The organism is Acidobacteriota bacterium, assembly GCA_040754075.1.
GTDB lineage: Bacteria > Acidobacteriota > Blastocatellia > UBA7656 > UBA7656 > JBFMDH01.
The window spans coordinates 444072-465015 of record JBFMDH010000001.1 but is presented as its reverse complement, the minus strand read 5'-3'; the positions used below and the strand labels follow the sequence as shown (position 1 = coordinate 465015).

The 20944-nt window shown below is 50.1% G+C and carries 17 protein-coding genes and 1 riboswitch; of the genes, 7 read left to right on the top strand and 10 right to left on the bottom strand.

Annotated features, from left to right (window positions below; translation table 11 throughout):
* Window positions 1-55: 55 nt before the first annotated feature.
* The 6 genes from AB1757_01860 (at window position 56) to AB1757_01835 (ending at window position 6087) form a co-directional block, all read left to right on the top strand.
* Entirely contained in the window at window positions 56-592 is a 537-nt protein-coding gene (locus tag AB1757_01860; protein MEW6125783.1) for a hypothetical protein, read from the top strand.
* A gap of 124 nt (window positions 593-716) precedes the next feature.
* Window positions 717-2093: a DUF4097 family beta strand repeat-containing protein gene (locus tag AB1757_01855; GenBank protein ID MEW6125782.1), complete on the top strand. Its 1377-nt coding sequence runs from the start codon at window positions 717-719 to the stop codon at window positions 2091-2093.
* A 130-nt stretch (window positions 2094-2223) separates the two neighbouring features.
* On the top strand, window positions 2224-3330 hold the full coding sequence (locus AB1757_01850; protein MEW6125781.1) for an SPFH domain-containing protein: 1107 nt from the start codon (window positions 2224-2226) through the stop codon (window positions 3328-3330).
* Window positions 3331-3429: 99 nt separating this feature from the next.
* Window positions 3430-4083 carry a hypothetical protein gene (locus tag AB1757_01845; protein ID MEW6125780.1) on the top strand — a complete coding sequence of 218 codons (654 nt, stop codon included), beginning with the start codon at window positions 3430-3432 and terminating at the stop codon, window positions 4081-4083.
* Window positions 4084-4248: 165 nt separating this feature from the next.
* Window positions 4249-5643, top strand: coding sequence for a cysteine--tRNA ligase (cysS, locus tag AB1757_01840; protein ID MEW6125779.1), 1395 nt, complete (start codon window positions 4249-4251; stop codon window positions 5641-5643).
* Window positions 5644-5658: 15 nt separating this feature from the next.
* Window positions 5659-6087, top strand: coding sequence for a hypothetical protein (locus tag AB1757_01835; protein MEW6125778.1), 429 nt, complete (start codon window positions 5659-5661; stop codon window positions 6085-6087).
* Between the two features lie 111 nt (window positions 6088-6198).
* On the opposite strand, the gene AB1757_01830 is transcribed toward AB1757_01835, so the two are convergent.
* A complete protein-coding gene (locus AB1757_01830) occupies window positions 6199-7161 on the bottom strand; it encodes a branched-chain amino acid transaminase (GenBank protein ID MEW6125777.1) in 963 nt (320 codons plus the stop codon).
* Between the two features lie 226 nt (window positions 7162-7387).
* On the opposite strand from AB1757_01830, the gene AB1757_01825 reads away from it, so the two are divergent.
* The gene (locus tag AB1757_01825) at window positions 7388-8119 is read left to right on the top strand and encodes a hypothetical protein (protein ID MEW6125776.1); all 732 of its coding nucleotides are present in this window, start codon (window positions 7388-7390) and stop codon (window positions 8117-8119) included.
* A 268-nt stretch (window positions 8120-8387) separates the two neighbouring features.
* Here the strand turns inward: AB1757_01825 and AB1757_01820 are convergent, their stop codons facing one another.
* The 9 genes from AB1757_01820 to AB1757_01780 form a co-directional block, all read right to left on the bottom strand.
* Entirely contained in the window at window positions 8388-12122 is a 3735-nt protein-coding gene (locus AB1757_01820; protein ID MEW6125775.1) for a carboxypeptidase-like regulatory domain-containing protein, read from the bottom strand.
* A 605-nt stretch (window positions 12123-12727) separates the two neighbouring features.
* The gene (locus tag AB1757_01815; protein ID MEW6125774.1) at window positions 12728-14608 is read right to left on the bottom strand and encodes an ATP-binding cassette domain-containing protein; all 1881 of its coding nucleotides are present in this window, start codon (window positions 14606-14608) and stop codon (window positions 12728-12730) included.
* Between the two features lie 15 nt (window positions 14609-14623).
* Window positions 14624-16129, bottom strand: a complete 1506-nt coding sequence (locus AB1757_01810) for a porin (GenBank protein ID MEW6125773.1) — start codon at window positions 16127-16129, stop codon at window positions 14624-14626.
* Window positions 16130-16232: 103 nt separating this feature from the next.
* Window positions 16233-17087 carry a sulfate ABC transporter permease subunit gene (locus tag AB1757_01805; GenBank protein ID MEW6125772.1) on the bottom strand — a complete coding sequence of 285 codons (855 nt, stop codon included), beginning with the start codon at window positions 17085-17087 and terminating at the stop codon, window positions 16233-16235.
* Window positions 17074-17943: a sulfate ABC transporter permease subunit CysT gene (gene cysT / locus AB1757_01800; GenBank protein MEW6125771.1), complete on the bottom strand. Its 870-nt coding sequence runs from the start codon at window positions 17941-17943 to the stop codon at window positions 17074-17076. Before cysT ends, AB1757_01805 begins: the two co-directional genes overlap by 14 nt.
* Window positions 17940-19007, bottom strand: coding sequence for a sulfate ABC transporter substrate-binding protein (locus AB1757_01795; protein ID MEW6125770.1), 1068 nt, complete (start codon window positions 19005-19007; stop codon window positions 17940-17942). Before AB1757_01795 ends, cysT begins: the two co-directional genes overlap by 4 nt.
* A 155-nt stretch (window positions 19008-19162) precedes the next feature.
* Window positions 19163-19323: riboswitch (cyclic di-AMP (ydaO/yuaA leader) on the bottom strand.
* A 55-nt stretch (window positions 19324-19378) separates the two neighbouring features.
* Complete coding sequence (locus AB1757_01790) at window positions 19379-19732, bottom strand: hypothetical protein (GenBank protein ID MEW6125769.1); 354 nt, start codon at window positions 19730-19732, stop codon at window positions 19379-19381.
* 2 nt (window positions 19733-19734) lie between these two features.
* Window positions 19735-20343 (bottom strand): Uma2 family endonuclease, encoded by a 609-nt coding sequence (locus tag AB1757_01785; GenBank protein ID MEW6125768.1) that lies wholly within the window; start codon window positions 20341-20343, stop codon window positions 19735-19737.
* Window positions 20344-20400: 57 nt separating this feature from the next.
* A complete protein-coding gene (locus AB1757_01780) occupies window positions 20401-20928 on the bottom strand; it encodes an HAD family hydrolase (protein ID MEW6125767.1) in 528 nt (175 codons plus the stop codon).
* Between the last annotated feature and the right edge of the window lie 16 nt (window positions 20929-20944).

Here is a 20944-nt window from a genome sequence, read left to right as displayed (position 1 = left end):
TCCTTCATTGTTCCTACTTCATACTTTTTATCCGGCATTCTGCATTGGAGGACGAATGAGCATCAGAGACTGGATTGATAAAATCTCAAGTAAAATTCCGGGCTATAGTGGCTATCATGATAAAGAGCGCCGTCGCGATGTGGATAAACTCCATCGCGAAGGATTGGCAAATCGGCTGCATGCGGTTAAATCGCCGCTTCTTGATGTGATGAATGATTTGACTTCAAGCGGGCGTTTATTTGAAACCGGCGCAATTGATACGCCTTTGAAAAGGCTCGATAAAATTGAAAACCGGGTGCGCTTCGCAAGCTACGGTTATGCGGGCTTTTTCGATGCCGTGAGAATCGAAGAAGCGCAACTCGACATGATTTATCGCTTCGATCTGGCGCTGGTGGAAAAGGTTGAAGCTATCGAAGCCGCCGCCAATCAATTAAAAGCGCAGGCAGGAACCGCCGACGGATTGAAAATCGGTGGCGCTAATTTAACCAGTGCGATTGATGCATTCGACCGCGCTTTCGATGACCGCTACAAAACCATCAATGAATTCGGTCAAGGCAATGACTTGCCGCAAGGCAAGCCGTTATTTGGATAGTTGGTTGTGCTTGATACTTTGTGCTTAGTCGTTGATTTGCTATTTAAGATTTCAATTCAACGGTTGCTCAATTACTGGCAAAGCACAAAGTGCCAGGCACCAAGCACAGATTTGGAGAGTCGTCATGCAATGTCTACGGTGCGGTGCTGAGTTTGTCCCGGAACAACGGTTTTGCCGCAAGTGCGGATTGCCGACCAGCGAAAGTCTCGGCACCTTTGCGCCTACACAAATGATGCCGGATGAGACGGATGCGCCACGCAATGCCAATACTGCGCCGCAAAACCCCAATACCAATCCGGTGGCGCAAACCAACGCTCACGCAACCTATAACGAGCATACTCAAAGTCAACCCACGCGATTTATGGATGCGCCACCAACCGGCGCATCAACCGCCGGGTTTGACCGCAACACCCCACCGCATCTATTCAATCAACCGGTGAATTATCAGGTTCCGCAAACCCCACCGGCGATGTACGCGGGGCAACCGCCGTACTATCAACCGCCGACGAAATCAGGTTCGTCGCTGGGGTGGTTGCTTGGCATCGGCGCACTGGTTCTGGTTGGCGTCATTTTCTTCATGGCAATTTTCATCAGTCGCGCCTCAAGATCGTCGCGAAGATTCCCGCCGCCACCTCCTGCTGCGCCAGCGACACCTAAGCCCGGTGATGTGCCAAGACCCGGGACAGGCGTACTCAGTGAAGCAGGCGCAGTGGTGAACGCTGGTGAAACGACGATTACCCAGAAATTTCCGCTGAGCAACACCGCTAAATTTTCGTTGAAGAATCCGAGCGGCAACATCTCTATTGAAGGCACGGATAGTACCTCGGCAGAAATCACCGTGATTAAAAGCGGCGGTGATGCAAATGACCGCCGCGAGGTCGAGATTCGTTATTCAACTGCCGGTGGCAATCTCACCCTTGAAACGCAAATGAATAATGCGGACGATATAGAGGTGCGCTATCAAATCAAATTGCCGCGCAGTCTCGGCAGCGTGCGAGTCGACGCGCAGAGTTCGGATATTGAACTCAACAACATTGATGCGGACATCGAAATCAACTCGCAAAGCGGCAAGGTTGACCTGGCAAAAGTGCAAGGCGCAGTCACCGTCAAAACGCAAAGCGGCGATATCGCTATTGCACAAGCCGACAGCAGCGTTCGCGTCAATTCGCAAACCGGCAGCGTAGAACTGACAAACGTGAGGGGAGCGGTTGATGTAACTGCAACATCAAACGACATCAGCGCCAATTTTGAAAATACCTCGTCCATTGACGAAATGAATTTTAAAACTGTTACAGGCGACGTTGACCTATCGTTTAAATCGGATTTAAATGCCGAGCTTGATGCGCAAACCACCGCAGGTTCAATTGATGTAAAAAGCTTGGGAGTTCAGGTCGCTAAATCGCCCGGTCATGCTGAAGCCATCGGCACGGTTGGCACAGGCGGACAAGCACTCAAAATTAAAACTGTGTCAGGAAGCATCAAAGTTACGAAACGGTCTTAAAGTCTGAGGTTCGGTGTCCGGCATCCGTTTTGTGAAGGGTTGCGTGAATCTTTTTGAATGTTGATTCGACGCGAAATTATTCATCGCAGGACTCCAGACTCCAGATTCCAGACGGTTAAGAGGAGAAAGAATGGCAATAGAAGTATTACAGTATTTCGATAATTCGGGACAGGAAATCGTCCATCGCATACCGGAAGCCGGTTCGGATGCCATCAAGATGGGGGCGCAATTAATCGTTCAGGAAAATCAGACGGCGGTCTTTTTCCGCGACGGCAAGGCGCTTGATACCTTCACTGCCGGACGGCACACGCTGACCACGCAGAATCTGCCGCTGCTGACCACGCTGCTGTCGATTCCTTTCGGCGGCAAATCGCCTTTTCAAGCCAGTGTCATGTTTGTCGGCAGGCAAACCTTTCAGGATTTGAAATGGGGCACCAAAGAGCCGATTACCTTTCGCGATTCCGAATTGCGGTTTGTGCGATTGCGGGCGTTCGGTAAATATTCGCTGCGCGTCGCCGACCCACAACTGTTTGTCGGGCAGGTTGTCGGCACTCGCGGCATTGTTTCCGCCGAAGCCATCAACTCGTTTATGCGCGACATCATCGTCGCCCGTTTGAATGACTTGCTCGGCGAAAACCTCAAAACGATTTTTGATTTGCCGGCTTATTACGATGAAATCTCCGCAGGCGTCAAAGCTCGCGTCGCCGATGATTTCACCAAACAGGGTCTTGAACTGGTTGACTTCATCATCTCAGCCATCACGCCGCCCGAAGAAGTTCAAAAGATGATTGATGAACGCTCAAGCATGGGAGCGATTGGCGATATGAGCGCCTATATGCAATACAAAGCTGCGCAATCCATTCAAGACGCCGCAAAAAATCCCGGCGGCGCTGCCGGAACCGGCATGGGTTTCGGCTTAGGGATGGGCTACGGTCAGATGATGGCAGGAGCTTTCGGGCAAGGACCGCAACAAGGCGGCGGCGCAGCGCAAACCGTGCCTTGCCTGAAATGCGGATTTGCCTTGCAAGCGGGCGCGAAATTCTGCTCGAACTGTGGCGCGACGCAACAGGCACAAGTGGCAACCGTCCCTTGTCCGAAATGTCAGACGCCTGTACAGGAAGGCTCGAAGTTCTGCGCCAATTGCGGACAATCGATGCTGCCGCAAACCTGTAAAAACTGTCAGTCGCCGATGCAGGCGGGCGCGAAATTCTGCGCCAATTGCGGCACGCCTGCATAAAGGCGTATGATGAGTTAAATTTTTGAATGGAGTCGAAGCGGGAAAGCGATTGCGACGAAAACCTCTAGCCCCAAGCTGTTTTATCGGAGGTCAAGTAAGATGGGCAAATTGAGATTCATAGCATTTTTTTCGGTCGTCTGTTTGAGTTTGTTATTGGCAGGCTCAAATCAATCGGTTACAGCATACCAACCGACGCTTCCCGCAATTCAACAATCTACTGCACCCAAAATTGTTGAGGGTTTAATCAAGGGTAACAAACTGTTGCTTACCGGTGAAAATTTTGACAGCAGTACGATGGTGATGGTCAATGGTCGTCTGCTGACGCCGAGGTTTGACCCCACATCACCCAATCTGCTGGTGATTAAAAAAGCCTTCAAGAAAGTCGCGCCCGGCACGGTTGCCGATATTCAGGCACAAAACGCCACCGGGCAGGTCTCTGAAACTTTTCCGTTCTTTGTCGGAAAAACCATTACCTTTGAAGACGCAGGAAAAACCATCACCTTAGCCATCGGCGAAAAAGTTCAGGTGTTTATCAAAAGCAGTAAACCCTATGAGTGGATTCCCAGTTCGCCGGATGAAACCATCCTGGTCAAACTGCCCGATGCCGAAAGAGTCGAAGGCGCGCAAGCCGTATTTCAAGCCGTCCGCGCCGGTTTGACCAAACTCTTCATCGTTGGCGACCCTTGTCCAAACCTTGATATTCAGTGTGGACTGCCATCCATTCAACTGGAAGTTAATATCAAGATTGAGTAGTTTTCATCATTCATCATCGAAGGAAACAGCAGCAGAAGATATTAACTTCTCGCTGCTGTTTTTATTTCCGGCAATTTGGCTTTCGTTGACAACTGCTTTTTTGCTTCGCTACCATGACGGCTTTAATTTCAACGATAGAAAGCTAACAAAGGATAACGACCATTTATGTTAAAACTCAGGAACACGCTCACCCGCGCCAAAGAAGAATTTCACCCGCTCGAAAATAATCAGGTGCGGATGTATGCGTGTGGCCCGACGGTTTACGATTTCGGGCACATCGGCAATTTCCGAACCTTTGTCTCCGTCGATATTTTGCGCCGCTATTTGAAATATCTCGGCTACGACCTCGTGCATGTTATGAACATCACCGACATCGAAGACAAAATCATTCGCGATATGCGCAAGTCAGGAAAAAGTTTGCAGGAGTTCACCGAATTTTATACCGACGAATTTTTGCAAGATGTGGACACCTTGAATATCGAACGCCCGGAAATCATTCCACGCGCCACGCATCACATTTCCGAAATGGTCGATATCATGAAGCGTTTGCAAGCCAACGGTCACACCTACGAAAGCGAAGGGTCGCTCTATTTCAGCATCGCCACGCTGCCCACTTACGGCAAACTTTCGGGACTTAAAGTTGAAGGCAATCTTTCAGGGGCGCGCGTCGATGTTGATGAGTATGAAAAAGACGATGCGCGGGATTTTGTATTGTGGAAAGCGCCGAAAGAAGCGGATGAACCGCGCTGGGAAACGCCTTTCGGTATCGGTCGTCCGGGCTGGCATCTCGAATGCTCGGCGATGTCTATGAAGTATCTCGGCGAATCGTTCGACATTCATTGCGGCGGCGTCGATTTGATTTTCCCGCATCACGAAAATGAAATCGCGCAATCGGAAGGCGCAACCGGAAAGCCCTTCGTCAAACACTGGTTTCACGTTGAGTTTCTGTTGGTCGAAGGCGAAAAAATGTCCAAATCAAAGGGCAATTTTTACACCGTGCGCGATTTGCTTGATAAAGGGTTTTCGCCTGCGGCGATTCGTTATCTGCTCGTCTCAGTGCCCTACAGCACACAACTCAATTTCATGCTGGATGGTCTGCGCGGCGCAGAAACCGCAATTGAAAAACTCCGCAATTTCCGCCGTCGTGTCAAAGACTTTACCGGCAAAGCGGGTTCGCACGAACGGGTTAATGAAATCATTCGTCGCGCGCAAAGCGATTTTGAAAACGCCATGAATGATGATTTGAATACCGCGAGCGCGCTTGCTGCCATTCACGATTTTCGCCGCGACATCAACACGGCAATGGACGAAGGCGCGTTTGGCGAAGACGATAAAATGGCGGCGCTTGCGCTACTTGAAAAACTCGACAGCGTGTTCGGCATTTTAGGCGAAGAGAAAGCGGTGTCGCTTGATGCGGAAATCGAAGCCTTGATTCAAGAGCGCAACCAGTCGCGCAAAGCACGCAACTTCGCCCGCGCCGATGAAATCCGCAACGAACTTGCGGCGCGCGGTATTATTTTGGAAGACACGCCGCAAGGCACCAAATGGAAACATAAATAGTTTCATGGATTCGTTATGCTAAAAAAAGCCCGTGTTTATTGGTTATTTTTAATCCTCCTGGGGTTTTGCGTTGCGACGTTGGCGCAAACTTATACGCCGAAAGCAGGCACGCCCGAACGCAAAGCGATTATGGACGCGCTGCGCGCGCCGGTTGAAAAGGAGTTGGGCAAACAGGTGGTCTTCAAAGTTGACCATTTGAAATTGCAAGGCGACTGGGCGTTTATGCGCGGCGTGCCGCAACAACCCGGCGGCAAGCGCATGGATTATCGCGGCACCGCTTATCAACAAGCCATCAAAGATGGGATTTTCGATGATTGGATTTGCGCTCTGCTGAAAAAGCAAAACGGCAAATGGCGAGTCATAAGATACGTCATCGGCGCAACCGATGTGGTCTATGAAGGCTGGGATAAAGAATACCGCGCCCCATCAGCGATTTTTCAGTAAACCAAAATATAAAAATCACCGTTGAACCAGCGGTCATTGACCGCGCCATTCGCGCAAAAACAAAGGCGGTCTGAGACCGCCTTCTCAACAAACTAAAGTTATTTTGAATATTTAACTCACCGGTTGTTCGCTCTGGGTTGCGAATTTTGAGCTTTCCACAAAACTCAACCAGCCGAATTCATCATCGCCGTCTTCGATAATCGAAAAGAATTTATCCTGTAACATCTTGGTAATCGGACCGCGATGACCGACGCCGACTTGCACTTTATCTACGGAACGAATCGGGGTGATTTCGGCAGCCGTGCCGGTAAAGAAAATTTCATCCGCGAGATAAAGCATTTCGCGCGGAATGGCGCGTTCGACCACTTCAAGACCAAGCGTTTTGCAAATCTTGATGATCGAATCCCGCGTGATGCCGGGCAGAATCGTTGAATACAGTGGCGGCGTCATCACTACGCCGTTTTTAATCAGGAAAATATTTTCGCCGGAACCTTCGCTGATGTAGCCTTGCGGGTCGAGCGCGATGCCTTCGACGTAGCCGTTGATTTTTGCTTCCATCTTGATGAGTTGCGAGTTCATGTAATTGGCTCCGGCTTTCGCCATCGACGGCAAAGTGTTCGGCGCAATGCGCGTCCAGCTTGATACGCAAACATCAACCCCCTGTTCGAGGGCTTCCTGTCCTAAATACTTGCCCCAGACCCACGAACAAACGTAAACCTCAATGGGCGCGGGAAACGGGTCTACGCCAAACGGTCCATAGCCGCGAAAGATGAGCGGGCGCAAATAACAATGTTTGAAATCATTGGCGCTGACCATTTGATGACAGGCACTCATCAAGTCATCCCGGCTGTATGCGAGTTTCATGCGATAGATGTGCGCGGAATTGACCAGGCGGTCGATGTGTTCGGGCAAACGAAAGATTGCCGAACCACGTTTGGTTTCATAACAACGGATGCCTTCAAACACCGATGAACCGTAATTGACCACGTGAGACATGACGTGGATGGTAGCTTCCTGCCAGGGGACGACGTTGCCATTATGCCAAATGAATTTTCCCGCTTCTTGATATGCCATTAATATTCTCCTGCCTGATTTGATGTAAGTCATGTGCGATAACTATCGCCAAAGGATACCGAGTTTTGTGACGAGTAAAAAACAAGCGATATGATACGAGTCGCTGCAAACAATGGTCAAGCATCAGTGAAATTTCAGCAGGAATCACCTTGCGGGGTTGACAATCTTTGGCTCAAGTCATTTACTTATCACCCAACTGCTAACAATTCGCCAAGGGAGATAAACCATGAGGTGTTTAAAAAACCGGGTAACTTTGCTTCTTGCCCTTCTATCTTTAATCATCCCTTTTCAAGCCTTCGCGCAATGGGATAAAAAACCTTATACGGAGTGGACGGAAAAAGAGGCGCAGAAATTACTCAATGATTCGCCCTGGGGACGAACCCAGGTATACACCTCCAATGTCTCGCTTTTCAGAGGTCCGACCTCCGGCAGAGTCGGCGTCAATTCGCCCACTTCGGCAAACACTGATACGGCGACACACTTGAATTTTCGCATTCGTTTCCTTTCTGCCAAACCCATTCGCCAAGCCATCGCGCGGTTGTTGGAAGTTAAACAGAAACAATCGCTCAGCAATGAACTGGCGGCGCACCTGAAATCAATCGTTGAGGGTGAGTTTTTGGAATACATCGTCATCACGGTTTCGGTTGATTCGCAACAGGTCGGCTCCAATGTTCAGGAAGCTTATGGGCTATTACAATCGCGTGGCACAGCGGTGTTAAAAAATAACACCTATCTTGAAATTAAAGGCGGAAAGCGCATTTTTCTACACGAATATCAACCGCCAAAACCGGATGGCTTGGGCGCGCGATTCATTTTTCAGCGCCTGGTTGATGGCAAACCGTTCATCACGCCGGAGAGCGAGGAAATCCATTTTTTCACCGAACTCAACAACACCTATCGCCTCGATAGACGTTACAAGGTGAAAGATATGATGTACGAAGGAAAGTTGGAATATTGAGTTCGTAACCTTCCGGCGTCACCCCGGCATTTGCGCGGTGGGCTTGCCGTAGGTTGAATTTTCGCCGAGCGGATTATTCAAGCCCGACAACCCGTTTGTGCTGATTAACCTGCCTTGCACAACTGCTGTTGAACAAGCGGTCTCAAGACCGCGTCGTTGATTAAAGCGCGGTCTTTAGACCACCCCCTCAACATCCCTTCAGCTCTAAAAAAAGGAGCGGCTGAAAATCACCGCTCCTAAAAAACACTTCCATAATTAAAAACCCGGATTACCAGTTGACGCCGAGAGCGAAATGGAATTGACGCTCGATACCGCGTGTGCCGGTAATTCGACCAAAGCTTGCGCTATCGAAGGTTTGACTGCCGAAAGTAAAATTGGCATGGTTAAAGACATTGAATGCTGTGACCCGCAATTCGACATTGCCACGCTCACTGAAATAGGTGCGTTTGACCACACTGAAATCGGTTTGCGTAAAGCTCGGTCCGTAGAGCGAGTTGAGCGGGAAGTTGCCAAAAGTTCCGGGAGCCGGCGCAGCAAAGATGCCGTCCTTGATTCTGGAACTATTGAGTTGCCCGGTCGTCGGATTGATATTCAAAGTCAGCAGCGTCGGGTTGATAAAGAAAACCCCCGCCGCTGTTTTGAACACCCCAAGGTTTTTCTTGAACTCATCAAACGACAGTCCCACCAAATCCGCCGGATTGCTTCCGCCGTTGAAGTTGTTAAACGTCGTCCGGTTTGAAGTGATATAAAAAGGTGAACCGCTCTGAATCGTGACAATCGTTCCCAGCGTCCAGCCTTCAAGGGCTTTGCGAAGTGGCGCCCAAGTATTGTTCAGGAATCGCCGTCCGGTGCCAAACGGTAAATCGTAAACCGTATTGGCAACGAAACGATGGCGTTGATCCTGATCGGAATTCTGATAATCCAGTCGCAGGTTTCTCAGTGTCCGATAGGACTCAAGCGTGCTTTGGTTGTTGACAATCGTGGTGCCATCATTGAGGGTTCGGCTGAGCGTGTAATTCGCCTGGAATTGCAAACCAGCGGCAAAGCGGCGGCGAATTTCCACCTGCAAGGAATGATAATTTGAATAGGAACCGTTGCCCAGAACGCGGGCAAAAGCGGCATTCGGATTGGCGACGAAGAAATTCGGCGCGACATTGCCGCGACCGGTTCTGTAGGTCGGGCTATAAGCCAAAGTGTTCGCCATCGTGCCGATGTTGTTTTGCTGGAGGTTCGAGATAAAGCCCGTGCTGCCGAAGCCGTTGGCGTTAGAAACGCCTTGGAACAGCGCCGTGAAGATTGGCAAGGCAACGGTTCCCGGTCTTCCTGAGGCAAAGCTATTTGAACCGGCTGCCTGGTTGATCGCCAGATTCCTCTGGGCGTTGAGGAATTCCTGCAAGAAGCCGTTTTCAAAAATATTGGCTTCGTTGTAGTCAACGGCGCGGAAGATTTTAACCGCATGGTTTCCGGCATAACGAATTTCCAAAGCCATGTTTTGCGTAAGTTCGCGTTCAATACCGAATGACCATTGCTGAACATATGGCGTCGCCAAATTCGGGTCAATCGCCCATAGCCCGTTACCGGAATTGATGGCGAAATTTTCCGCCGAGGTAATCGGCACTTTGAAGATGGGCGTCGTCAGCGGCACACCGGCACTGGTAAGGACACCAGTGGGCACTGTGCTTGCTGCCGTTTGAATCAATCCGGGGTTGGTCGTGCCAACGCCAAGCGCATTGCTGATAACCGTGAAGCCATCGCGCAGATAGCTGATGGAAAAGCCTGAACGAATCGAACTACGGCCTTCTTTGCCGAGTATCCAACTGAGAATCCCGCTTTCAAAATTCGGACTCCAGGCAAACCCGATAAACGGCGCGAAGTTGTTGTAGTCTTTCTGGTGAAGCGATTTGCCGGTCGTGCCGCTCACGAAATCAAGCGTCGCCGCCGCATTGCCGCCGGTCACACCAGGTTTGAAGAGATTGCCAGGACCCGAAACGCCGAAAATATCGTCAAAGTTGGTTACTTGCAATCCCAATCCGTCAGGCAAACTCGGCACCCCCAGATATTCCCAACGCACCCCATAATTAAATGTGAAGTTGCGTTTTACGCGCCAGGCGTCCTGAAAATACAAGCTGACGTCTCTGTAGAGGAAGCGGCGACCGCGTGTTGCGCCCGCCACAAATCCCGAATCCGGGCTGTTGACATTGAAGGTTCGTGATGACGAACCTAGCGAACCGGTCAGGTCACGATAGATCGCGCGCGCCCGGTTAAAAATATCGGTTCCCGCTTGCCCCGAAGGCAAATTGGGAAAATTGGCCGTCACCAACCCATCGGGATTTGCACTGTTGGTTCCAATGGCGATGGTCTGGTTAATGCCCGCATCATTGTAGCTGTAGGCAAAAACATTCTGTACATCGATTCCCATACGGAAAGTATGTTTCCCGCGAATCAAAGAGAAGTTGTCAACAAACTGATTGAGTTTGGTGTTGCGCCCTTGTGACATAAAGGTATTGTTAAAGTTGGTGACCGACCCGAAAGTGATGAAGGGTGTGTCAGGTTGCGATTCGCGCAGAAATCCTACTGGCGCTTCCTGATGACCAAAGCGCGCCTCGTTGGTCGCATAAGCGCCAAAGGTTGAATGAATCGCGGCGCTCCACAGGGTTCTTCTGGAAGATTGGAAAGCATTAACGCCGCCTGGGAAGGGCGATTCAAGACCATTGAAAGTATCAGGAGTCAGCAAAAATTCGCCGTAATGCCAGACCGCTTCAAGTTTGTGGGTTCCCAATTTTTCGCTGCTGAACAGATTCTGGTCGATTCTCAGGTTATAGCGGTCGCTGGGGTCTTCGCCCGGCACATTGTAGCGAAAACCTGCGGTGTTCAACCCATCACCCAACAGCGTATTGTTAGCCGTCGGCATGGCATTGAGTTGCGTCGTGGTCAGTGAATTCAACGAACGGAAATTGCCAAGCGACAACAGGTTGACGGTTGTCAGTTGACCGTTCGCACCCACATAGCGATAAATTCCTTTGCGCGCATCGTCCGTCAGCACTGTGCGATTGCGGGTTGCCGAGAACGGCTCGCGAAATCCTTCATAAGAGAAGAACCAGAAACTCTTGTTGCGCCCGTCATACACCTTGGGAATCCACACCGGACCCAATGATGAGACCCCGAAGAAATGTTGCCGCAGATAGGCTTTTTCAGTTTTTGTCGCATTATTGAAAAAGGTGTTGGCATTTAGCGCATCATTGCGATGTTGATAAAACACGCCGCCGTGAAATTCATTGGTTCCTGACGGCGTAACCAGTGTGACCTGCGCCACGCCGCGACCGGCATCCGAACCAACCGTTCCGACGGTGATGCTGAATTCGCTGGTGGCGTTAAGCGATGGCGAACTGATGGCAAAAAACGAACTGCCTTTGACGAAGTTGTCCATCGCATTAATGCCATCTTGCGTGACGTTGGTGGCATTGCCGCGCAGACCTTGCACAGAAGCATTGCGAACATCGGTTCCGTTGACCGCAAGACCGGCTTGCAAGCGCGCTAAATCAAGGGGATTGCGCGATAGCAGCGGCAAATCCTGAACCTGTTTGGCAGTGACGGTTTTTGAAAGCGTGGGGTTAGTCGTATTGATGATTTCCTGCGCTTCTCCGGCAGTGACGGTGACCTGGTCAGTGACGGCTCCGACCTCCAGCACCACATCAACTTTCGCAGGGGTGCCAACCTCAATCGCTACCTCGGTTACTTCGGTGCGTTTGAATCCGGTCGCCTCTACGGCAATGGAATATTTTCCCAGTGGGATCGACGCAAAAATGAACGCCCCTTGAGAATCAGACGTCGTGCGAAATTCTTCGCCGGTTGCAACATTTTTTATGGTTACATTGGCGGCTACGATGGTTGCGTTATTTTGGTCTTTGATATTCCCCGACAAACTTCCTCGGGTTGTCTGCGCAAAGACTGCAACGTTTGATAGGATGAGAAGCGCCAATACAATTGAAGTGAGTCGTCTCATGTAAATCCTCCTAAGATTGTTTATGCCTGATCAATAGAATCGCCATAGCATCGTTTGTTTAAAATGCTAGGTGATGCTATTAATCGTTGAAAAGAATCATCAATCCTGATGCGGTAGCGCAGCCTGAGATTTCCTCACGCTACCCAATTAGCGTTCCGTTTTAGGTTGATGCTTCCTTTAGGAATTGACTACGGCAAAAACGTCAAAATATTGAAATTACCTAACACGCGGAAGCCTTACGGTCCTTAAAGGCGGGCACTTTCGAGCGGCTTTCTCTGTCAACAGAAAAGCCCCTCATTCATATCTAATTTCCACTGATTTTGAAAATTGTGCCTTTGGGCGTCAAGCAGGCATCTTGTATTAAGAATTATTGAGAATATGATCCATAGAACAACCAAGCCTGATCATTATTACTTGAAGGGTATGAAAAATATAATGATTTGCAGTTTTATGCAAGGGATTTTAAGAACTTTGCCAAAGCTTTTTCCCACTATGCCTTCCCGGCTTCACCTGAATATTCACGTTTTCCTATAGCCTTCACGAAGTTTTGATAAGGGCACAAACTGAAATCCCTTCACTTCTGCCAGAAAACCAAAACGACCGGATTATTCTTCAGCAGGAACAATCAAAACCGGTTTGGGCGTTCCTGCAAACGCCTCTTTCGTCACATTATTCATTCCGAAAAAAGCGCGCTTACGCGCACCGGAACTGCCCATTACAATCAGGTCATAATCGGTGGCGTGAGCCTCAGCAACGATACCTTCGGCGGGTCGGTGGGCTTGGCGATAACGCACACGGCTTTCGACATCGTAGGTGCGAAGCGTTGCCGCCGCGCGTTCCAGGTGATTACGCACCAAGGTATCGGGTTCCGCAGCCCCTCTGGTCACATAAAAAAGAGTAACCGTCGCGCCAAGCCGGCGCGCCAGTTGTCCGCCGACGCGCACATCACTTTTTCCGGGTTCGCCTGCCGCCGTGCAAATCAACAGATGCCTGATGGTTGTGAGTTCTTCTTTCACCACCAGAATCGGCATATCCGAACGACTCAATTCATTCAGCAACAATTCGCCGGGCTGCCTGCTCGTTGACTCGCGATTGCCGCTTATGAAATTTTTAATTCGTGATTTCGCCGAGACAATCAACATTTCATAAAACGATTCAGCCTGCTCAATGGCAAGCTGCTCAAGCAAGTTGCCATAACGAATATGCACATCTGCCTGCGCCAATCCCTGCTGTTCGATGGCATCACTAATCACACTGCGGAAACGTTCACCAATTTCGGGGTTATCGGCAACCGCCAGCACAGTAATTAACGCGCCCATCTGCTGTGCAAGAATTTTCGCCGCCGAAAGCGAAACCGTTAATCCTTCACCGAAATCACAAACCAGCAGGCGCGGAATCGAAGGTTTGAGAATCGTCCAATCGCGCAGACCGACATAAACCGCTTTCTCTGCAAAACCGCTTTCCGGCGCAACCGCGGCATCGACCAGCATATCCTCTTCACCGAACGGCACCACAGGGGAAAGTTGCCGCGTGCCCGTCAAATGCGGCAATCTGAGGCGCAATCGTCGCAATGCGCCGGTGAAATTGTCTTCAATAATTTCGCCTTTGCCGATTACCGGCAAATCCGCATTCGGTTCATCTGTAAATAATTTGACCTGTTCGGGTCGAAATAACACTTGCACACGTTCGCCTTCTTTGTGCTCAATTTCCGGCGACAAAGGCAAATTCAGCGTGCCGAATTTCGCTTTGCCCTGTTCAACTCTACCCACAAGCACCGTACCTGCGCCCAGAAAGGTCGCCGCAAATAAGGTCCTCGGACACGCATATAAATTTTCGCCGGTGTCAACTTCAAGCAATCTGCCGCGTTCAAGCACGCCGATTCTGTCCGCCAGTTCAAATGCCTCTTCCTGATCGTGGGTCACCAGAATTGTCGTCACTCCGAGTCGACGTTGAATCTCTTTAAGGCTGCGGCGCAATTGCGCGCGAATCTTCACATCGAGCGCGCCAAAAGGTTCATCAAGCAATAACACATTCGGTTCATAAGCCAGCGCCCGCGCTAATGCCACGCGCTGTTGTTGCCCACCCGAAAGTTGATGCGCATAACGGCTGCCGAGTCCCGCGAGTCCAACCATTTCAAGCAATTGTTCGCGTTTTTTCACACGCTCGGCGCGCGGCGTTTTGCGAATCTTCAAGCCGAACTCGATATTTTCGCTGACGCTCAGGTGACGAAAGATGGAGTAGTTTTGAAAGACGAAACCGGTGCCGCGTTCCTGCGGCGTCAGGTAAGTCACATCTTTGCCATGCAGCAATATGTGACCCTCGGTTGGTTCTGTGAGACCGGCAATCAATCGCAGGATGGTGCTTTTGCCGCTGCCGCTTGAACCCAGCAGAACGAATAATTCCCCATCGGTAATTTCAAGCGATAGGTTATCAACCACGAATTGATTGCCGTATCGCTTGGTCAGATTTTCGAGAATAATGGACATAATTAATCACCAAATTTAGAGCGTGAATTGCAGGCGACTGAGAACCACGAAGAAATTTTTATCGTGTGGACTAGGTGAACGCGATGGGTCTTTGTATCGCTCAAATCCCAGATCGAGCAGATAACGCGCGAAACGATTCAAATACCAGTTGGGACCAAAGAAAATCGTTTCGGCGCGATTGCTTCGCGGCGTTCCGTCAGCGATTTGCAAATTGGCATAACGGAACTTGAGTTCAAAAGCGCCCAATCCGCGCCTGCCATTTTCGTTGCTGAACAGTTCGCGTTTCGGCGTAACGGTTGCCGCTTCGGGTTTAGCTTCCCCGGTGAGCAGATAAGTGAACTGCGCCATATAGCCTTTGGCGATGACGCCCGGAAGATTGGTGCCGCCCGCGCCTAAGCTTTGCCGCTGCTGATGCGTTTGCACATACTCCGCGCGAAACGCCGCACTCCCCAACAACCAGGTCAACTCAGCATTCGCCCGCGTGTATTTTCCATTAACCGTTTCCGGAGCGAAGAACGTAAAGCTGCGGCTTTCGGTTTGCCCGCGAACACTCTGCCCGTTCACATTTCGACCTTGGGTAATCGCGCCGCCGAAACTCAAGCCTTTCGCTAAAAATATTTTCTCTTGTTTCCACGGACTGAATCGCAGACGCAAAGCGATTTCAGGCGTGCCGCTATTGTTACCGGCAAGCAATCCTTTGCCATTGAACGCGCCAACCTGATATGCAAATTTACCTCGGCTTATCACGCCCGATGCCATCAAGCCGGGACTGCGACTGGGCACCAGATTATTGACCAGGGAACGCTCGATGAAATCCTGTGTGTTGTCAGAGCGAATTTCTTCCTGCGAAATCGGCACGCGAAATTGTCCGAAGGTGAGTTGCAATGCCTCTATGCGATGAATGCGCACAAAACCATCGCGCAAAATGGTGTTGTTGGTGTCAGAAAAATCGCCTTCGATTTTATAGTCGTAGTAGCGGTGCAAACGGCCTTCGAGAATCAATCGCGCCCGTCGGATGAGAAAAGTGTTGGGCGGATGATTGCCCGATGCATATCCGCGAAAATCCAGTTGAGCGTAGCCGCCGATGGTGGTTTCAAATGCGCCATCGGCGCTTCGCAGAAAGGCATGATTTTTATCCCACCCGGCAACTGCTGGCGGTTTCTCTTGTGCTGAAGGCGGTTTTGTCACTGTGGTTCCATCACCAAGCGATGGCGTTTGCGACGCAGTAGCATTTGCGACTACGGATTTATCATTTGGCGCAGAAGTTTTTTGCGGCAAACTCGCTTCCATCATTACAAGCCGCTTTTGCATTTCAAGCAGCAATTGCCGCTGTTGTTCGACAACCATTTGCAATTTTTCCATTTCGCTTTTCAGGCGCTCGACTTCTGTAATGGTTGATTCAGGCGCTTTGCCGTCATCGGCTTTTAGTGATAATTGGTCGCCTGCCTGTGCCTGAGCAATGACAACTGTCATCAACATCACGATGAAACTATGTGTAAACGAACGAATTTTTATATTCATAAACTCTCCCTGATATTGCTACCGGTGAGGGTGTTTAAATCTGCCTGATGCCATCACAGCAGAAAAATCCTTGCAGGTTATGACGAGGTTCCGATGATTTCATTCAGTGATTTTCTGTTGTGCGTTTTTTGAAAAGTTCGATGAGCATCAAAATGACGAATGAAATTGCCGCAAGAACGACGGACATCGCATATGCGCCGACATAATTGCGATCATCGAGTGAACGAAAAATAAATAGAGTTGCGGTTTCGGTTAATTTGCTCACGCCGCCGCTTACCACCAAGACCGCGCCGATTTCCCCGACCGCGCGGGCAAACGTAAGCGAGATGCCGTAAAACAATCCCCAGCGAATCGCAGGCAGTGTGACGCGCCAGAAGGTCTGCCATTTACTTGCGCCGATGGTGTAAGCCGCCTGCTCCTGATCGAGGTTGACCTGTTTGAGCACCGGCACCACTTCACGAATTACAAATGGCAGAGAGATAAAAATCGTGGCGATTAACATACCGGGCGTTGCAAAAACCATTTTGATTCCGAGCCGGTCAATCAAAGGCGCAAACCAACCGGTTCGACCAAACAGCAGAATCAACATAAAACCAGCGATAACCGGCGACACCGCAAACGGCATATCAACCAGCCCGTTTAAAATGCTCTTGCCTTTGAAATCATCGCGCACCAGAACCCAGGAAATGCACATCCCGAAAATCGTATTGATGAGGGTTGCGGCAACCGCCAGTATCAAAGTGAGTTTCAAGGCGTAAATTGCTTCTTCGGAAGTAACCGCGTTGATGAACGCCCCAAAACCATCCGCAAATGCGCCCAAAATAATGGCGATGAGCGGTCCAACCAATAAAAACGCAGCGTAGCCTAAAACGAACAAAACGATTAAACTCTCGCCCACGCGAAAGCGTTTTCTGCGCGTCAAAGTAATTTGCGTAAAAGCAGCTTCAGTTTGCGACATAGGTACTCCGTTTGCGGCTTTGCAACCAATCAACCGTCAGAATCAACAGGAATGAAATCGACAACAGCAAGATTGATACGGCGCTTGCTCCGTGTTGATTCTGCGATTCGATTTGTCCATAAATGTGAACCGGCGCGGTGAGTGTGCGACCGGGAATGTTTCCGGCGACGACGACAATCGAACCGAATTCACCAAGCGCTCTGCCGAAACTGAGCAGCGCGCCGGTCACGATTGCCGGGAAAATTGTCGGCAGTAGTATTTTGCGAAAAGTCGTCCATTTTGACGCGCCCATCGTATAAGCCGCCTCTTCCTGCCCGATATCGGTTTCCATCAATAGCGGTTGCACCGCGCGAATGACAAACGGATAAGTAATCACCAGCAGCGCCAGCACAATGCCCGGCGTGGCAAAGATAACCTGAATGTCCTGTGCGCCAAGCCATGCGCCGAGCGTTCGTTGCTGCCCGTAAAGCGCCACCAGCATCACCCCCGTTACCAATGTTGGAATCGCAAACGGCATATCAATCATGGCGTTGAACAGACTCTTGCCGGGAAAGTCATAACGCACCAGTGCATAAGCCGTGAGCGTTCCCATCACCGCGTTAATCACGGTGACGATGAGCGCGACCATCAATGTCAGCTTGAGCGCATCAAAAGCTATCGGGGCAATCAACTCCTGATAGAAAGCCGCGAGTCCCTGACTGAAGCCGTTTTGAAATATCGCGGAAAGCGGCAGCACAATCATCAAAAACAAATAACTAACCGCTACCACGCGCAAGCCCCATTTACCCCACGCAAACCAAGGCTTCGCGCGCGCAACGGGTCGACTATTTTTTTGCGATTGAGCGATGGCGCTCATTGGTTTTTTTGCAACTCCTCTATGACTTTCGTATAGACGCCTTGCGCGCCGTATATCTCTTCGGTCACGCGCTTCCAGCCGCCCAGATAATCAATGCGCCAGAGGTCATCAACCGGCGGAAAGTTTTTTTTCACTTCTTCACTAATTTTCAGGTCAACCGGACGCAAACCGTATTCGGCATAGGCGCGTTGGGCGTCCTGCGACCATAAGAAATTCACGAAGGCTTCGGCGACTTCGCGCACGCCATGTTTATCAACATGTTTGTCAATCAACGCCACAGGGTTTTCAATTAAAATAGTCGAACGCGGTGTCACATACTCATAAGTCTGCCCGGCTTTTCTGCCGACCAGCACTTCGTTTTCGTAAGTAATGGCGGCATCGCCGACGCCTTTTTCAAAGGTGGTGATGGATTCGCGCGCCCCTTTATCCATAATCGAAACGTTGCGAAAAATATTTTTCAGGAGTTCCTGAGCCGCCGCTTTATCGTCTTTCGGCGTACCAGCAAATCCTCTGAGCGCCGCGCCATAAATCGCATTGATGTTCCATTGCGCGCCGCCCGAAGTTTTCGGGTCAGGGGTTAAAACATTGAGTCCCGCCTGCGCTAAATCCGCCCAGTCTTTAATGCCTTTGGGATTGCCCTGGCGAACCGCAATTACTACAATCGACGTGCTGACCATGCCGCGATGGGGTTGCGCTTTCCAGTCATGGGTAATCAAACCGGCTTCACTGATTTTATCGACATCGCCTTCCAGTGATAGCGCCGTAATATCGGCTTCAAAGCCGCCGATGATGGCGCGTGATTGCGCGCCGCTGCCTTGATAGGATTCCTGAAACTCAACATCCTGTCCGGTTTTCTCTTGCCAATATTTTTTAAACGCCGGAAGGATGGCTTTGCCGTAAGCTTCACGCGGCGTGGTGTAAGCGCCAAGAATCAAGGTCACTTTATTCGCGCTTTTGTTGCTGCCACTACTACATCCTTGTAAAAAGACGAGGCTAAAGAAGAGCGTCAATACAAGGCAAAAGAATAGACTCCTGCCCAATCGATTACTTCGTTTGAGATTCATCGCATAGTCCTCCGCTTTGACACAGACCAACCGCTGGCTGCATCAAGGTTGTTTTATTGAGTTGTTGGTCAGGGAGGACGCCGGCTTTGTGCAGATAGAAAAAGAGCGCGGAGCAAAACACTCCGCGCTCAATCAAAAGTTATGATAGCGGCGTTACTGCCCTTCCCTTGCGCCTACGAGGTTAGCTGACGGGCTTGGGCTGGAAGTACCCTACGCAATAATTTGCGATACGCCCCGTGCTCTTTTTATTGAGAGCGTTGGTTCCCCCGTGCCATTCGCCATTAGGAAAAGCGAATGACTTAGGCAGACAAATTGTCAACGTGGCAATACTACTGCATAAACAAAAGATTTTTCAAATCATTAAAATTTATCTAGCCGCGATATTCGGCGATGACTTCGATGAGACCGGCAATCCGGCGATTGAATTCGTCAAGTTCTTCAGCGGCTATCCAATACTCCTGATGATGCGCTGCGCCGACAGTGTGTATTTCAAAATTTTCAAGATAATCGGCGTTCACCTGAAAGCGCGTGACATAACCGACCTTGTCCCGGTTGTATTTCGCATTCCAATCGCGGGCGATTTGCGTGGCGTAAGCTTCGTTGAGTACGGGGTAAAAAATCGGTTGTTCAGCGAGTCTTGGCGGAAATTTGCGAAAGCCGCTTTCTCGAATCAGTTCGAGTTCGTTATGCCCAACCGGGCGAAACAGGGTTATCGTCTTAGGCATACTTACCAGATGTCCGACAAATTCAGCACGAATCCCGGCAACACGGTTTCGCCATTTAAGCTATCAGGATTGTCCAAAATTTCGACATCCTGATTCGGGCGATAAATGTGAACGCGGCGATTTTCGGGATCAATCAACCATCCGAGTTGTGCGCCGTTTTTGATATATTCCGCCATTTTCTTTTGCAGAGGTTTGAGCCTGTCGCTTTTAGAACGCAGTTCGACCACAAAATCCGGGCAGATCGGGGCAAAGTCTTCCTGTTCGTTTTCCGATAAAGCATTCCATCTATCGAGATGAATCCATGAAGCATCAGGCGAGCGTTTCGCCCCATTTGGTAAAGCAAATAAGGTGGATGAATCGAAACAAACGCCCGTCCCATCCGTTTCAGCCCAATTCAATAAACGAGTTGTCAACTTGCTATTACGAATGCCGGTTTTTGAGCCGGTTGGCGACATAACGATCAATTCTCCTTCTGCCGTCACTTCAAATTTGAGTTCAGGATTGTCGCTGCACAAACGATGTAACTGTTCGTTGGTTAAACCAACCGATTTAATATTGAGCGACAGTTGATGGTCTGATGTTTTACCCAGGCTGGCAATTGATTGTGCCATGGTTTGATTCCTCGCTTGGCAAACATTCTATGCTTGATGAATGAGGCGTTGCAATCATCAATCACTTGTATAGCGCAGCATCAATTCATCCCACTTGCCCTGCGCTTTCAGGATCAACTCAACCACTTCGCGAACCGCGCCGCGTCCGCCGGTCGCCCGTGTCACATAATGCGCCTGAGCTTTGACTTCTTCGACGGCATCCGCAACCGCAACCGCTAAACCTGCGCGTCTGAGCAAGGGAATATCGACGACATCATCGCCGACGTAACAGACGGCGTCATCACTTAAATTTTCTTCGTTTAAAATCTGCTGGTAAGGTTCAAGTTTTATCCATGCCATTTCGTGAACGTGGGCGATGCCGAGTTCCTGGGCGCGGCGTTGCACGACAATAGATTTGCGACCCGAAATAATCGCCGAACGCAGCCCTGCGCGGTGCAACATCACCAAGCCATGCCCATCACGCACATCGAAGGTTTTCGATTCATCACCGCTTGCGGTCATCTGGATGCGCCCGTCGGTTAAGACCCCGTCACAATCGAGAATTAACAGTTTGATTTTTTGCGCGCGTTCTAAAATTTCCTTCATCTCAGCTCTAAGTCCG

Excerpts from the sequence above, each read along its gene's own strand:
- AB1757_01860 (MEW6125783.1), top strand. The coding sequence starts at position 56 with ATGAGCATCAGAGACTGGATTGATAAAATCTCAAGTAAAATTCCGGGC.
- AB1757_01855 (MEW6125782.1), top strand. The coding sequence starts at position 717 with ATGCAATGTCTACGGTGCGGTGCTGAGTTTGTCCCGGAACAACGGTTT.
- AB1757_01850 (MEW6125781.1), top strand. The coding sequence starts at position 2,224 with ATGGCAATAGAAGTATTACAGTATTTCGATAATTCGGGACAGGAAATC.
- AB1757_01845 (MEW6125780.1), top strand. The coding sequence starts at position 3,430 with ATGGGCAAATTGAGATTCATAGCATTTTTTTCGGTCGTCTGTTTGAGT.
- cysS (MEW6125779.1), top strand. The coding sequence starts at position 4,249 with ATGTTAAAACTCAGGAACACGCTCACCCGCGCCAAAGAAGAATTTCAC.
- AB1757_01835 (MEW6125778.1), top strand. The coding sequence starts at position 5,659 with ATGCTAAAAAAAGCCCGTGTTTATTGGTTATTTTTAATCCTCCTGGGG.
- AB1757_01830 (MEW6125777.1), bottom strand. The coding sequence starts at position 7,161 with ATGGCATATCAAGAAGCGGGAAAATTCATTTGGCATAATGGCAACGTC.
- AB1757_01825 (MEW6125776.1), top strand. The coding sequence starts at position 7,388 with ATGAGGTGTTTAAAAAACCGGGTAACTTTGCTTCTTGCCCTTCTATCT.
- AB1757_01820 (MEW6125775.1), bottom strand. The coding sequence starts at position 12,122 with ATGAGACGACTCACTTCAATTGTATTGGCGCTTCTCATCCTATCAAAC.
- AB1757_01815 (MEW6125774.1), bottom strand. The coding sequence starts at position 14,608 with ATGTCCATTATTCTCGAAAATCTGACCAAGCGATACGGCAATCAATTC.
- AB1757_01810 (MEW6125773.1), bottom strand. The coding sequence starts at position 16,129 with ATGAATATAAAAATTCGTTCGTTTACACATAGTTTCATCGTGATGTTG.
- AB1757_01805 (MEW6125772.1), bottom strand. The coding sequence starts at position 17,087 with ATGTCGCAAACTGAAGCTGCTTTTACGCAAATTACTTTGACGCGCAGA.
- cysT (MEW6125771.1), bottom strand. The coding sequence starts at position 17,943 with ATGAGCGCCATCGCTCAATCGCAAAAAAATAGTCGACCCGTTGCGCGC.
- AB1757_01795 (MEW6125770.1), bottom strand. The coding sequence starts at position 19,007 with ATGAATCTCAAACGAAGTAATCGATTGGGCAGGAGTCTATTCTTTTGC.
- AB1757_01790 (MEW6125769.1), bottom strand. The coding sequence starts at position 19,732 with ATGCCTAAGACGATAACCCTGTTTCGCCCGGTTGGGCATAACGAACTC.
- AB1757_01785 (MEW6125768.1), bottom strand. The coding sequence starts at position 20,343 with ATGGCACAATCAATTGCCAGCCTGGGTAAAACATCAGACCATCAACTG.
- AB1757_01780 (MEW6125767.1), bottom strand. The coding sequence starts at position 20,928 with ATGAAGGAAATTTTAGAACGCGCGCAAAAAATCAAACTGTTAATTCTC.